We start from the raw sequence: 14,194 nt of genomic DNA, 5'->3' as shown, positions 1-14,194 counted from the left end.
CCACACAGGTAGGCGGTTACGAAATAACGCTTAACAATTACCGCAACATGGATTCCACGGCCCGCTATATGGACAATCACCTGCTGCCGGATCAACTGTTTACCCGCACCGTACGGGATATTTATCCTAACATCTTCGACTGGCTGCAATTACAGAACCAAAACGAATTGATCATCATCATCATCATGACCATAGTAGCCATCATCAATATGATCACGGCTATACTCATCCTGATCCTGGAACGCACCAATATGATAGGTATTGCCAAGGCATTGGGCATGCGTAACTGGAATATTCAGCAGGTATTTGTTTTCCAGGCAGCTTACATCGTGATACTGGGCATCCTGATTGGTGACTTCTTCGGGCTGGGCATCGCCTTCCTGCAGCAAAGCACCGGCATATTCAAGTTACCGGAAGAGTCGTACTATATGTCGGTAGCAGCTATCTCCATACATTGGACAGATATCGTGTTGATCAACCTGGGTACCTTCCTGATCTGTACTTTGATTCTGCTGCTACCTTCTCTCATTATCAAACGCATAACGCCGGTAAAAGCGATTCAGTTTAAGTAACTATTTTTTGCGGCCACTTTTCACATAGTCCCGCAGGTAACTGCATTGCCCATACACCTGTTGGTAAAAGCTTGTTTGTGCAAAATTAGTCGTCAGCAAGGGGAAATAACGGTTATGGATCAACGCAGAAATGTATTTGTTGTCGTCTTCATTCTCCGCCGTATGTTTTTGTGAACAACGTGCTGCCATAAATGCACAGCGCGCTCTAAAATCCCTGTCTGTACTGGCTTGCGCCGCCTTCAGGTAATAGGTTTCCGCACCGTAACAACCAAAATACTGCTTTTCAAACGGATCTTTATCGCATTTAGTGGTATACCATTGGGTAGTTGGCCGGTAGTCTTTCACAAAAAACCAGCTTTTACCATAGTAAGAAATGCTGAATAACGCCGACGCATAATCGTAGTATACTTTTGCCGGTACGGGCACTACCTTCATTTTTTCCTGCAACTGCACCATGCGCTCACAAAACTGTTGCTGCGTAATCTTTTTGTTGTATTGCTGTTCAGCAGTATCTGCACCAAAATCCTGCAGCTGATCCTTAAATACCAGGTAGGAAACAGCCTGTGCACCTGCCGGTACTTTTTTAAACCAGTCACGCGCATTGGCGAAATCATGTACCCGCATATAACTTTCCCCGATGATTCTTTCCATATATAACTCTTTAGGGAAGAAGCCTGCCAGGTAAGACTCATAAGGCGACTTCACTGGCCTATGCAGAAAATCATTTAACCGGATCAACTCCGCTGATTTCATATCATCCCTTACCTGCGATACAGCGGTTTCACCAGACACAAAGTAATCGTTGATCTGCAGCGAATCACAACGGCCTCTGATGAGCGCTTCCTTCAGCACATCTCCCTGCTGATGATAGCGGGGCGCCAGGATGGCAAACAACAGGTTGCGATAAGTTTTCTTAAAGAAATAGGCCTTGTCAGGCATACCCCACCAGTCATCCCGGTAATTTCGCCCGGAAGACATTTTGCTATCGAGCCATTTAAAAGAAGCCAGCAAACGCGATTCGAAAACACTGTCTATTGTTGTTTGCTGGTTGATATTTACCAGCAGGTTCACAATCTCCCACTGATCTTTTACTTCCGGGTCTTTGGTTTTCACTTCGTCCAGCCGGGTCTTTGCTGCCGGGTAATCTTTGCGGATATAGGAAATATAGGCAGATGAAACCCGCCACAGGTCCATATCTTTCAACTTACCCTTGTTCACGATGCTATCCACTACTGTTTGAAGTGCGTTTAGCCTTGCCTTCATCTTATTTTTTTCTTCGGTAGAGTAGTCCTGAATGCTGATTAATCCGACTGGCTGATCTGCGCTCAGATACGGGCTAAAGTATGCATCTTCCAGTTTATTAATTTCCCTGCCCAGCAATATATTCAATGCAGGAGAAGCAGGATCAAAGGCATATACCTTGCGCAGCGCCGCCACATCCGGTTCGGGGTTGGCGAAGCCGTAAATGGCTGCCACCATGGATTTTTCGCGATTGTCTTTACAGAGCGGATACACCTGTTCATTGCTGGTGTTGGTCCACATCAAACTGGTAAAACAAGAAATCCGCAGGGAAGGCGCTTTTTCAAATACACGTGAAAACAAATAGGCACTCTGCACAGAATCTTTTAAACGCAGTAAGGCACCCGCTTTCAGGGCCAACGCCTTGAAATATACCAGCGAGGATTTATCTTTTCCTTCAAAAAATTTATCGAAAGAAGTAATCGATCCCTGGTAATCTTTACGATAATGTTGCAGGCGAATCAGTTGAAAAGCATAACGTTCACGGATATCTTTATCTGTTGTTTTATTATATAATCCTTCCCCTTCGGTATACAAATTTTCCAGTAACTCATTATTCCGTTCTGGCGCAGACCATGGATCAGCATTGATCACAGCTGGCTCGCAGGTTTTGGCAAACAATAAATAACGGGCTGCCTCCTGATTTTTATCTTTCAATAAAAACTGTGTAAAAGAATTTTTCTTCACACTATCCGGTAACACATTGCTACCATTGGCAATGGCCGACAATTGTTCCACCTGATAGGTGTAAATACATTCACGTATATCCTTTTCCGTTACCTCTTTGCCGGTGTAGTTTTGCCAGTCACCCACATTAGCCGTTTCTTCCGACGGCGTAGGATCTCCATAAAAACTACTCAGCGACGTATAGTAAAATGGCTCGTAGCCGCCTCCTTTGGTATATGGACTAAAAAAGGAAATATAGTAATCATAGGGATCTGGCGATGGGCCACAGGACAAGGTGTAGATCACATTACCAAAGAAAACAGCACAAAAGCTAATTAAAAAGACGAATGATTTTTTGTAGTTCATCCAATGGATAATTTTGAAGCGTCAACGAATCAAGGTGATAAAATATAATAACCGGATCTTTGGTCTGCAACTGTTTTGCTACCAACTTAGCCGAAGATTCCAATGTTAAAGGATCGATAGTTTCCCGTCGGATCACATTTCCTTTTTTTAAGGGATAGCCATTCAGTAATGTATCTTGCTGTACCGTGTACAGGTGTGGCGGGCCTGGGGCAAAAAGCGCCGCGTTTTGCAATTCCGTTTCTCCAACATTCCTTAAAATACCTGCATACCCGATATCGTGGCGGAATAATACACTCCATTCAAAAAGGGGTAACGCAATATCCAAAGGTAAGGGATATCTGGCAACCCGTTGATCTCCCAGATAAGATGCCATCCCGTCCAGGTCAAGAATAGAATTATGACTGCCCGGCTTACGCAAATCACCCATATTATAGCACATCAGCAGTCCTTTGTCTACCGGCGGAATGCCTGTACGCGCGGCATATTTCACCTGGTATAGGCGGATAGTAGCCGATATGCGCCGTTGCTGAAAGAAAGGTGTTTGCTTAAGTTGTTTGATAAAGGAAAAGTAAGCATCCTTGCTACGCTGTGTCCAGTCGCAATCTATCTGTATTTCCGGAATGCGTCCGGGCGGAATGCTATCACATAATTCAGCCATTAGCTTAGCAACGTTGCGGGCAAGTGTGGTATCCGAATGTGCCCATACCTCATTCATCAGGAATACTACCGGCACAATATCCACATCGGCGGGCAAGGGAGCCGTCTTCCTGAAAATGGCCACCGGCAGCGGCACTTTCGTCACCTCGTCTACGTCTACATCAAATAGCTTGATGTATAATCGCTTTGCCGGCAGCTGCTGCACATACTGCTGCTCTTTGGTATTGCCGTTCCAGGTTTGTTTCCAGTAATAAAAAGCAGGTGTAACTTTTCGCTGTACAGGAGGAGTACAGGCAGCTATCAACACAAACAAACATATACACAGTATTCGGGGTATCATGATTTTTAGATAAGTAACCGGCCACAGATAATACCTGCCGCCACAGCGGCATTTAAAGATTCGGCACCGCCGAGACGGGGAATGGTGATCCGGTGTGTTGCCAGTGCGATTACTTCTTCCGTTAACCCTCTTCCTTCATTACCAATCAGGATAATACCTTCTTTCATGGCCGGGAACTCCGCTATATTCTTACCTTGCAGGGTAGCGGCGTAAGAAGACAAACTCGTTTGCTGTAACAATGCCTTTATATCGTATTCGGCTATACGTACCCGTATAATGCTACCCATGGTAGCTTGTATAGTTTTAGGATTATATACATCCACGCAATCCGGCGAACAAATAATCTGTGGTATACCAAACCAGTCGGCTATACGAATAAGCGTACCCATATTACCAGGGTCCTGTATGGCTTCCAACGCCAGTGCAGCCGTACCTGCTGCAGGCAACGGGTTAACTGCGGCCGGCATATCCAGCAAAGCCATAGCCCTGTTGGGCGTGGTGAGCGACGACAATTGCTTCAGCACCGTTGCATCCACTTCTACCACTGCACCCGCAGGCAACCTATCCAGCAAGGCCGTATGTTGCTCCAGCCAATCGGCTGTTGCAAATACACCTTTCACGGGCATGCCCGCCTGTAGCAGCTCCTGCACGATCTTGTCGCCCTCTGCCACATACTGGCTGGATTTTTGCCTGTTTTTTTTGTGCTGTAATGATTGAATATATTTAATTTGCGCCTTTGACAACATGGGGCCAAACCTACACGATTTCTTTTAATCAGCCAAGAAGAGGCATGGTATCCGGTTCGTCAGGAATGGCTTTTAAAATTATTAACAACGTTTTCGCCCGTGATGCAGCTGCTTCCCAAGTCCAGAATTTTATTGCTGAAACAATTGCTGCTATTGGCTGTAATATTCACGTTGGCGGCATGTTCCAACACTAAATATCTCCAAAAGGACCAAACATTATACACCAGTAGTAAAGTAGATGTTCAGGGAGAGGTACTCAATACCGAGAAACAGGATCTCCGCAGCTCCCTCTCGTCGAAATCGCTGATGACCCAGCAACCCAACAAAAAATTACTCACCACCCGTATAAAAGTTTGGCTCTATAACCAGAAGTATAACGAGAAAAAATCAAACTGGTTCTGGAACCTCGTCCTCTCCAAAAGAAACCTGGAAGAGCCGGTAGTATATGATTCCACTAAATCCAAAGAATCTGTGGAACGCATGAGCAGCTACCTCCATAACCAGGGATTCTTTTATGCTACCGTAACTTATGAGGCGAATACCAAACGTCAAAAAACGGATGTCACCTACAACGTCAATACAGGCAAGAACTTCGTTATAGATAAGATTACCTATGTAATACCAGATACGGCTATTTTAAACATTGTAAAAGCCAATGAAAAATTGTCACTGGTGCAGAAAGGAACAATCTTTAAATCGGCGACCCTCGGCAGCGAAAGAGAACGGCTTACCCGGCTCATCAAAGATGCCGGCTATTATCAGTTTAACCGTAATGCGATAGAGTATAGCGTAGATACCTTGAATAAATCCCTGTTCCGTAATACCCTCAACCCTTTTGAAGGATTGGTGAATATCTTCAATGAAAATAAAGGAAGGGATAAACTCACCATGGACGTAGAAATCCATATCAAAAATCCGGAAGACAGTATCGCCGTCTGGCAACAATATCATATCGGTAAAATCTATGCCTATCCTGACTTTTCACTGAATGGCAATCCCAACGACAGCACCCTGAAACATGATGACCGCAAGTATATTAACATCCGGTATCACCAGGAAATGCTGAAGCCAAAGATTCTTTCCAAATCTATATTACTGCGGCCCGGAGAAACTTATTCCCTGCAGCAGTATACCAATACCGTTAATAAACTATACGATATCGGCATCTGGCAATTTGTTACGCTTCAGTACAAAGAGCCAAAAGATTCCACTAACACACTGGATGCCTACCTGTTCCTCACGCCACGGCGCAAACAGGAACTGGGGCTCACCTTTGAGTTAAGTAACAGCTCCGACTATACGTTGGGATCAGGCATTACCCTCAACTACCGGCATATCAATTTGAACAATACGGCAACCCAACTGGGTATGGCCCTGAATACCGGTATTGAACTGGTACGGCAACAGTCCGGATGGGATCTGCAATCCAAACAGTTTGGCGGAGAAATAGCATTTACCTGGCCACGTTTTGCGCTGCCTTTTAATATCAAACAATCGCCCAGATCCAATGTAAAAACCCGGTTAACACTGGGGGCGAACTACCTCTCACGCGTAGAAAAATTTGATGTCACCAGTATCAATGCCTCCTATGGCTATGATTGGAATGAATCAGCCTATAAACGCTGGATCATCCGGCCTATCACGTTGAACTATGTGGGCGTTAGCCTGGATCCTACTTTCCAGGACAGTGTGGTGAATACCAATCCATACCTGAAACGCAGTTTTGAACCGGCATTGATTGGTGGGGAAAATGTTTCTTACATCTATAGCAACCAGGATGTGCTGCATCAGCGCCACTATAGCTATTTCCGGGTAAATGTGGAAGAATCAGGGCTGTGGCTGAACGGCATCAACAGTTTAATGAACAGTGTAAGCGGGCACAAAACCAACCTGGAAACACTGACCAATGTTAGTATTTCAAATTTTGTAAAGATAGAAGCAGATTACCGTCACTTCTGGAAACTTGGGCTGCACAGCGGTCTGGCCACCCGGGCTTATGCCGGCGTAGGTATCCCGTACAGCTATTCACAGGTGCTGCCGTATGTAAGACAGTTTACTTCCGGTGGTCCCAACAGTATCCGCGCATGGCGCTTGCGTACATTGGGCCCGGGCTCCTTCAAGGATACCTCTGCCACAGCACAAACATTTCCGGATCAAACCGGCGACATGAAGCTGGAAGGCAACATAGAATACCGTTTCGATCTGTTAAGAATGTTTGGTGGTAGCGTAAACCTCAAAGGCGCCACCTTCGTAGACATGGGTAATATCTGGATGATCCGGAAAGATTCCTCCAGACCCGGCTCCGAATTCCAGTTCAACCAGCTGTTTCATGATCTGGCCATAGGCACGGGCGCGGGTCTGCGTTTGGATTTCTCTTTCTTCCTCATCCGCCTGGATTGGGGCATCCCATTGAAAGTACCTTACTTTACCGGCAATAAAAACGGCTGGTACATGAGCGAATGGGATTTGAAAGACAGTAGATGGCGGCGCGAGAATATTATCTGGAATATTGCTATTGGTTATCCGTTTTAGGAACGGTGTTGGCAGCAATGAAATCAGCCATATCAGTAGCATCCGACAATTTGAAATTACCGATACGGGTTCTGCAAAGACTGCTCAGATAAGCACCACAACCCAGCGTAGCACCATAATCATTCGCCAGTGAACGTATATACGTACCCGTGCTGCACACTACCCTGAAATGTATTTGCGGCAAATCTATTTTGGTGATCTCAAATTCCGAAATAGTTAATTTACGGGGCTCCACTTTTACATCTACGCCTTTTCTGGCCAACAGGTAAATAGGTTTGCCATTTTGTTTGATGGCGGAGTGAATGGGAGGCAGCTGCATAATTTCTCCGATAAAAGGCTGAGTGGCAGCCAGTATAGCGGCTTCATCGAGGTGACTGATCTCCTTAAAATTTTCAGGCTCGGATTCTTTATCAAAAGTAGGCGTAGTAGCCCCTAATGTAAAAGTGCCGGTATATTCCTTTTCCTGTGCCTGGTATTCATTAATCTTTTTTGTCATTTTTCCGGTGCAGCAAATCAGCAACCCGGTAGCCAATGGGTCCAGCGTGCCGGCGTGACCTATTTTTGCTTTGGTGGTATTTCTTATCTTACGTACTACATCGAAGGAAGTCCACGTTAATGGCTTGTTGATCAATATCACGGCTCCTTCCTGGTAATTAATATTTTCGTTTGTTTGCATGGCGCAAAGATAACAAATAGCTATTAGCCATTAGCTTTTAGCTTTTAGGCAATGCAGCGGAGAATAATGTATGATGGTCTTCACAGCATTGCCTAAAAGCTAAAAGCTAAAAGCTAACAGCTTTTTATTAAATTCACGCAATTTTCATATACATGGCATTAGAACAACATTTAGACCCAACACTACGGCACAAGCAACAGGTCGACAATTCGCGGGACTACGTATTGCCATTCATACAGCAGGAATTCCCACAACTGGAAGGCTTGCGGGTAATGGAGGTAGGATGTGGAGAAGGCGGGGTGCTCACTCCGTTTCTTGAAAGAGGCTGTAACTGTGTAGGCGTGGATCTAGCACCTGACCGTATCGAACTGGCTAAAAGCTTCCTTCAACAATACCTGGATCGCGGACAATTAAAGCTTATCGCCAAAAACATCTACGATCTTGACTTCCTCGGAGAGTTTCAGCATTCTTTTGATGTAATTATTTTGAAAGATGCCATCGAACACATTCCTGACCAGGAAAAAATCATCGGGCATCTGAAACAATTGCTCACCCCCAAAGGGCAGGTATACTTTGGATTTCCACCCTGGTATATGCCACACGGAGGCCATCAGCAGATCTGTAAGAATAAGTTCCTCAGCATGGTACCTTATATTCACCTATTGCCAAGCCCTTTATACAAAGGGCTATTGCGCCTGTTTGGTGAAGGAAACGATGTTGTGATCGAACTGATGGAAATAAAGGCTACCGGCATTTCCATAGAACGTTTTGAGCGTATCGTAAAGCATCAGCAGTATAAAATTACGCAGCGTAGATTTTACCTGATCAATCCTATCTATAAATATAAATTCGGTGTAAGCGCAAGAGTGCAGTGGGGCCCCATTGCAGCGATTCCATTCTTCAGGAATTTTGTAACTACCTGCATGTATTATATGATTAAACCGGTTTAATGCAGCGGAAGGAAGGCCTTCGGCGGTTGTCTTTCCCAGGATTAGACTGAATTTGATGATTGTCCGGATTTTTACTTCCTGATTTTATAAAAAGAGATTTGGGAAGATGAAAGCAAATACCCGCTTTTATCTTCCCAAATCTTTTTTAAAAAATCATCAACATCAGTGTAATCAGTATAATCCTGGGAAAGACAACCGCCGAAGGCGATCCTTCTCTAAGCATTCCAGATCTCCCAAGAAGCTTCTGCCTGCAGGATCAGCATTTCATGCCCGTTTTTAATCGTAGCACCTTGTGCCGCGCCTTTTTGTAGAAAGGCTGTTTCTGCCGGGTTGTACACCAGGTCGTACAACAGATGCCGGGAAGTAAGGTATTGATAAGGTATTTCAGGCAGGGTATCTACTTTGGGATACATGCCTAAAGGGGTGGTATTAATAATAATGGGATGTGCCGCGATGGTAGCTTCGTCTAATGTTTCATAAGATACGGCTCCATTCACCGGCTGACGGCTTACAACAGTATAGGTAATGCCCAGTTGCTCCAGCGCATACATGATAGCTTTGGCCGCTCCGCCGGTACCCAGCACCAGTGCGCGGGTATGATGGGGCTGCAGTAACGGTTGCAACGATTTTGTAAAGCCAATAACATCTGTATTATACCCCGTTTTCTTCCCCTCTTTAAAATGAATGCAATTAACCGCGCCTATCTGTGCCGCAGCTTTGCTGAGTTCATCCAGAAAGGGAATCACTACTTCTTTATAGGGAATAGTAACATTTAACCCGTTCAGTTGCGGATGCTGCTCCAACAGGGACGTAAATTCGGAGATACCGGGTATGGGAAAATTTTCATACTGGCAGCCAGTGATCTCTTCTTTCTCAAACTTTTCTTTAAAGAACCCTTTTGAAAAAGAGTGGCTAAGGGGATAGCCAATAAGTCCGTAAATCTTCATGAAGCCAATAATTGAGAATTACGAATTACGAATTACGAATTACAGATTTGTGGGGAGCTGGTAAACGCGGTATATTCGCGTGTATCTCCTCACAAATCCGTAATTCGTAATTCGTAATTCGTAATTATTTAAAAACTATTCTCTATCTAAAAACAGATTAAAAGTATCTCCTCTTAAGCCAATACGCATAGCTTCCAGGGAAATCACTTCATTAGGCGCCAGGTTACCGAGGTTGGCATTACAACCTACGAGCTCCAGGAAGTAAAGCTGCTGTGCTTTCTGTGGTGCTTCCCAGATAATTTTTTCGGCGGGTATCTGCGTCAGGATTTCCTGTACCAGACCTTCTCGTACTTCACCGCTACCGCGATAGATACCAACGTTACCGCTTTCACGGGCTTCTGCGATTACATAAGTAGCTCCGGCTGCCAGTTCCGCGCTCATGAGTTCAATCCACTTATAGGGAGGAATAATGTGTTCAGCATCTTTGGAGCCTACTTCACTCAATACCAACCCAATTTTAGCGAGTTTCTCAATATAACCGCATTTTTCGGCATGAGGGATCGTGATAGAACCATCAGAAACTTCCATGTAGCTGATACCGTAATCTTTTACGATTCTGATGTACTCTTCAAACTGGTTACGGATAACAAAGGCTTCAAACAGGGTTCCGCCAAAGTATACAGGGATGTTTGCTGCCTGGTAAAGTTCAATTTTTGCGCGCAGGTTGGGTGTTACGTAAGCAGTGCCAAAACCCAGTTTCAGGATATCAATATGAGGACCTGCTGCGGATAAAAAATTTCGTGCTTCTTCCAAACTAAGGCCCTTATCCATTACCATGGTCAATCCATGTGTACGGGGCTTCTTTGTCCTTTCCGGGATTTGTGTCAGATTAAAATTCATTTGAAATATTTTTATCTTCTTATTGGTCAGTAAAACACATACTAATTTTCGCCAGGCACTTCGGGATAGCGTAGATGCAATTTTAGTAACCGGAAATACTGTTGACTTTTGTCCATGACAATTAAAAGCCGGCGCAAAAATAAGAAGTATACTTTATTTTATTAAAGTAAATAACATTGGTTAACGTTTGCGGCGGTATTGTGCAATCAAATCCACCACACTTACATGCTGTAATACAGCAGGGTCAAGCTCTACCAGCTTTTTAACAATTTTTGGCGCTTGCTGCAAAGCCGTCTCCAGATGTAGCAACCCCTCTTTGGTTTTCCCCATTGCGATCAAAATGGCCGCCCGGTAGTAGATAAATATAGGCTTGCGGCCTGCCTTTTCCTCTGCAATGGTCAGCTGTACCAGGGCTTCCTCCAGGAATCCGGACACATACAGCCCTTTCAGCAGCTCCTGCCAGGTAACAGCGCTCTTGGGCCGGGTACGTACCGCATTCATGAAATGAACCAGTGCATCTTTGTTTTTTCCCAGCTCCAGGTAGCATTCACCCAGGCTCATATTATATTCGGCGTTGGTTTTATTTATTTTAAGCGCACTCAGCAACGATTTGGCGGCATTTTCCCAGTTGGCTTCCATCATGTAAGCCACCGCAATCTTATAATACAGCTTATCATCGTTCGGACTCAGATGCGATGCCTTCCTGTAATAATAACGGGCCTGGGTAAATTTGCGCTGTCTTTCGTAACAATGACCAATAGCCTCATAGATCACATCCTCCGGTTTGGCTATTTCCAGGTGTTTCTGCAGCACTTCTATGGCTTCGGCATACTTACGGAGGCGGATATACGCATCGCCCATATTACGGTACGCATAATCGAATTTTTCATCAATAGCTACCGCATACTGATAAGCATCTATGGCCTTTTCGTATAACTTCAGTCCCTGAAAAGCAGTACCCAGGTTAAACCAGGCAAGCTGGTTAAAGGGATGCTCGTCTATAATAGCATTGTGCAAACGGATACTTTCTTCATTGCGGCCCGTAAACTCTGTCCAGAAGCAGATTTTATGCAAGGCCTCCTCACTGTTGGGATCGTACTCCAGCGCCATTTTCAGGCAATCGAATACTTTTTCAAATTCTTCCCAGTCATCATACACGTCGGCCAGTTCCAGCAATAATTCGGTCCTGTCTTCTCCGGAAAACTGTTCTATTTGTTCTTCCAGCACTCTGGCCGCCTTCTGGTGCTGATTCAGCGCCAGGTAAACATCCGTTTGCAGTATATAAAGATTAATATCAGTGCGGTCCAGTACTTCTGCTTTCTCCAGCAAATCCAATGCTTCTTTGTACTTTTTGGTTTCTATCAGTAAGTTGGCCTTCTTAAGCAATAAAGTGGAGGAATAAGGGAATTGTTCGATGGCTATTTCTGCGGCCTGCAATGCGATCGGCATTTCGTCATGCTCGTCATAATAGTCTATGATCTGCTCAAATGAATCTTCGTCCAAAAAAGAATGAGACTTACCAGCCCTGAGATTTTCAAACTGCTGCAACAAGTCTCTCAGATCATCAAAATCTTCGTTTAAAAAGGAAAAGTCTTTACTCATTACTGTAAATATAGTACTTTTATTTATGCCCAAATATGGGGTGAAAATGACCTTTTAAATATTTTTTAACATTTCCTTGTGATTTAATCGTATCTTGCGTTAAGAATTTGTTATATAATATATCAAAAAGTTTGTACATTTGTGTTACAATGAAGGCGAAAACATACATATCACGCACTTTTTCATTGTCTTGCTTGTTGGCGGGCGCTTTAGCGTTTTTTGCTCTCAATGCGCTGGCAAATAATAGCTTTTTGCCCTCCGATAATAATAAAGACAAAACGAAAAAAGCGGCTGACAGTCAACACTTTGTGTTGAATACTGCCATGCCTAAGACAAACCTGAGCCTCGATGCAGCTTACCGCTATTCCGGTACCTTCAGCTCAGACTTTAAGTTTAATACGAATAATGTTAACAGCAACAATAACGTTATCAATCTCAAGGCGGTAATGACCTATACTAAGGGCAATGTCACTTATATAGTTCCTTCCAACGTCCAGGTGCAGTCACAACCACCCGGAAATATGAACTTTCAGAAGTTGCAGATTATTCTGCCACTCAAGAAAGGGTAATAAACTTTACGTTTCTTCAATTACAATATGGGCCGGTTAAAAAGTTTCACAGCTTTTTAACCGGCTCTTTTTATGCAGATAATTTCCGCGGTTTTTTTGTCTTTGTTCAGGATTATACTGATTTAGATGATTTTCAAGATTTTTTTTATGATTTTATAAGATGTAAAAGATTAGGGAAGATCAAAGCGAATAAAATTTCGCTTTGATCTTCCCTAATCTTTTTTAATCCTACAATCAAAAAGTAAAATCTTGAAAATCATCTAAATCAGTATAATCCTGAACAAAGACAAAAAATCGCGAAAATCATCTACATCAGTATAATCCCGGAACAAAGACAAAAAAACTACATATTCTTCAACTCCTCCTGGCTCACCTCTTTATAGCCTGTTTTAGGCACATCAAAATAAGAAGCAGGAATCGGATACAAATCTACTTTTGTGGCAATTACCCGCGTTTTAGCTCCGGTTTTGGTCAAAATTTCAAACTCCAGCGGAATCCCTTTCAGATTTACAAACCGACGGTTGTATTGCTTATTTTCCGGCACCAGGTCAGTGGCATAAAATACCTCGAAAGTTTTCCCGTCCGGCATGGTGCCAATGGCTTTCCTACAAGTATAACCCGCTATCTCCTTGGTTTCTGACTGATCTTTAAACTGAATATTTTCATATTGTTTCAGGTCCTTGTTGTACTGATCTTTGCCAGCCCGGATCAGGTATTTATTACCATGCTGGTCAATCAGCGTGGTCATGGTTTCTGTTTTGCTGTTAATGAGATAGGTATAATGAACAATGTTGAAATTCATATCTATTCTGCTCAACGGCCCACGCATATATTGGGTAAAAGTACTGCCTTCCAGCATAGCATCCATTTGCAGCTGCTCTGGTGGCAGCTCCATTTTGTAAATAATTTTTGCATCTGAAACAGTACGCTGCGCCAGCAAAGAACCCGCGCAACTTACCAGGATAAAAGTTAATAACAACCGGTATGACATAGTGTGGTGTATTAATTGAATGGCGGTATAGTTATGGTTGATAAACTAACTACCAGGTAAACTTTTCTTTATTTAAAAAAGCGGCGATGCCGCGTTTACAGTCATCATGTCCACGGGTTTCTGCATTCAATGTTGACGCGTGCAGCAACCCTTCCTCCAGCGATAAGTCCAACACTGTGCCAATCAATTTTTTGGTTACTTTCAGTGAGTTGGCAGAAGCTTCCTTACACAGGCTGCCGGCCACTTTAGCTACATAGGTATTAATTTCTGCGGCAGGTACTACGGCAGTGATCAGGCCATCATTAGCCGCTTTTTCGGCAGTCACCAGTTTTCCGGTCAATAATAATTCGCGGGACCGGCCCTCTCCTATTTTACGAACCA

General features: G+C 43.9%; 13 protein-coding genes. 4 read left to right on the top strand and 9 right to left on the bottom strand.

Annotated elements, in window-relative coordinates; genetic code table 11:
* The coding region (locus VIP81_RS19235) for an ABC transporter permease (protein ID WP_331964790.1) at window positions 1-572 on the top strand (572 nt) is incomplete at its 5' end.
* Here the strand turns inward: VIP81_RS19235 and VIP81_RS19230 are convergent.
* Genes VIP81_RS19230 through VIP81_RS19220 form a run of 3 tightly spaced genes read right to left on the bottom strand, consistent with a single transcriptional unit; the run spans window position 573 to window position 4,646 of the window.
* Complete coding sequence (locus VIP81_RS19230; RefSeq protein ID WP_331964787.1) at window positions 573-2,903, bottom strand: hypothetical protein; 2,331 nt, start codon at window positions 2,901-2,903, stop codon at window positions 573-575.
* Window positions 2,869-3,900 carry a hypothetical protein gene (locus tag VIP81_RS19225; RefSeq protein WP_331964784.1) on the bottom strand — a complete coding sequence of 344 codons (1,032 nt, stop codon included), beginning with the start codon at window positions 3,898-3,900 and terminating at the stop codon, window positions 2,869-2,871. Before VIP81_RS19225 ends, VIP81_RS19230 begins: the two co-directional genes overlap by 35 nt.
* Window positions 3,901-3,905: 5 nt before the next feature.
* Entirely contained in the window at window positions 3,906-4,646 is a 741-nt protein-coding gene (locus tag VIP81_RS19220) for a TrmH family RNA methyltransferase (RefSeq protein ID WP_414649350.1), read from the bottom strand.
* Between the two features lie 102 nt (window positions 4,647-4,748).
* Here VIP81_RS19220 and VIP81_RS19215 point away from each other — a divergent pair, with 102 nt between their 5' ends.
* Window positions 4,749-7,178, top strand: a complete 2,430-nt coding sequence (locus VIP81_RS19215; protein WP_331964778.1) for a BamA/TamA family outer membrane protein — start codon at window positions 4,749-4,751, stop codon at window positions 7,176-7,178.
* On the opposite strand, the gene truB is transcribed toward VIP81_RS19215, so the two are convergent.
* Window positions 7,159-7,854 carry a tRNA pseudouridine(55) synthase TruB gene (gene truB / locus VIP81_RS19210; protein WP_331964775.1) on the bottom strand — a complete coding sequence of 232 codons (696 nt, stop codon included), beginning with the start codon at window positions 7,852-7,854 and terminating at the stop codon, window positions 7,159-7,161. The two genes, VIP81_RS19215 and truB, sit on opposite strands and share 20 nt — an antisense overlap.
* A gap of 152 nt (window positions 7,855-8,006) precedes the next feature.
* Between truB and VIP81_RS19205 the strand changes: the two genes are divergently transcribed.
* On the top strand, window positions 8,007-8,804 hold the full coding sequence (locus tag VIP81_RS19205) for a class I SAM-dependent methyltransferase (protein WP_331964772.1): 798 nt from the start codon (window positions 8,007-8,009) through the stop codon (window positions 8,802-8,804).
* Window positions 8,805-9,019: 215 nt separating this feature from the next.
* Here VIP81_RS19205 and aroE read toward each other — a convergent pair whose 3' ends face one another.
* From aroE to VIP81_RS19190, 3 genes are all read right to left on the bottom strand, one after another.
* Window positions 9,020-9,751: a shikimate dehydrogenase gene (aroE, locus tag VIP81_RS19200; RefSeq protein ID WP_331964769.1), complete on the bottom strand. Its 732-nt coding sequence runs from the start codon at window positions 9,749-9,751 to the stop codon at window positions 9,020-9,022.
* Between the two features lie 135 nt (window positions 9,752-9,886).
* Window positions 9,887-10,651, bottom strand: a complete 765-nt coding sequence (locus tag VIP81_RS19195) for a phosphosulfolactate synthase (protein WP_133808697.1) — start codon at window positions 10,649-10,651, stop codon at window positions 9,887-9,889.
* A 180-nt stretch (window positions 10,652-10,831) separates the two neighbouring features.
* On the bottom strand, window positions 10,832-12,253 hold the full coding sequence (locus tag VIP81_RS19190) for a tetratricopeptide repeat protein (protein WP_331964764.1): 1,422 nt from the start codon (window positions 12,251-12,253) through the stop codon (window positions 10,832-10,834).
* Between the two features lie 149 nt (window positions 12,254-12,402).
* Here VIP81_RS19190 and VIP81_RS19185 point away from each other — a divergent pair, with 149 nt between their 5' ends.
* Entirely contained in the window at window positions 12,403-12,822 is a 420-nt protein-coding gene (locus VIP81_RS19185; RefSeq protein WP_331964761.1) for a hypothetical protein, read from the top strand.
* Between the two features lie 343 nt (window positions 12,823-13,165).
* Here the strand turns inward: VIP81_RS19185 and VIP81_RS19180 are convergent, their stop codons facing one another.
* Both VIP81_RS19180 and VIP81_RS19175 read right to left on the bottom strand, forming a co-directional pair.
* Window positions 13,166-13,813: a hypothetical protein gene (locus tag VIP81_RS19180; protein WP_331964758.1), complete on the bottom strand. Its 648-nt coding sequence runs from the start codon at window positions 13,811-13,813 to the stop codon at window positions 13,166-13,168.
* Window positions 13,814-13,862: 49 nt separating this feature from the next.
* The coding region (locus VIP81_RS19175; RefSeq protein ID WP_331964755.1) for an enoyl-CoA hydratase/isomerase family protein at window positions 13,863-14,194 on the bottom strand (332 nt) is incomplete at its 5' end.

Source organism: Chitinophaga sp., from assembly GCF_036566945.1.
Taxonomy (GTDB): domain Bacteria; phylum Bacteroidota; class Bacteroidia; order Chitinophagales; family Chitinophagaceae; genus Chitinophaga.
Note: the sequence above shows the minus strand (reverse complement) of the source record. Positions and strands in the feature narration are given on the sequence as shown.